At 38.1% G+C, this 362-nt stretch carries 1 protein-coding gene; it reads left to right on the forward strand.

Annotated elements, in window-relative coordinates; genetic code table 11:
• Positions 1-158 (forward strand): preprotein translocase subunit SecG (secG, locus tag SORDD16_RS10145; protein ID WP_061453301.1); only part of this gene is annotated, 158 nt, incomplete at its 5' end.
• Between the last annotated feature and the right edge of the window lie 204 nt (positions 159-362).

The raw sequence follows: 362 nt of genomic DNA on the forward strand, positions 1-362 counted from the left end.
AGAACCAATCCAGCAATGTATTTGATGCCAGCTCAGGTGATTTGTTTGAACGTAGTAAGGCGCGTGGTTTTGAAGCTGTGATGCAACGTTTGACAGGTATTTTAGTCTTTTTCTGGCTAGCCATTGCCTTAGCACTGACGGTATTATCAAGTAGATAAGAAATGGGCAGGACTAGGTCTTTGCCTATTTTTATTTTTATACTCTTCAAAAATCAAATTCAAACCACGTCAGCGTCGGCTTGTCGTACTCCAGTACTGCCTGCGCCTAGCTTTCTAGTTTGCTCTTTGATTTTTATTGAGTATTAAATGATGTTTGAGAAGGTCTTACAGTAAAAGAAAATTTAAAAATCCAGAAAGAAAACA

The organism is Streptococcus oralis (assembly GCF_001578945.1).
Classification (GTDB): Bacteria; Bacillota; Bacilli; order Lactobacillales; family Streptococcaceae; genus Streptococcus; species Streptococcus oralis_Q.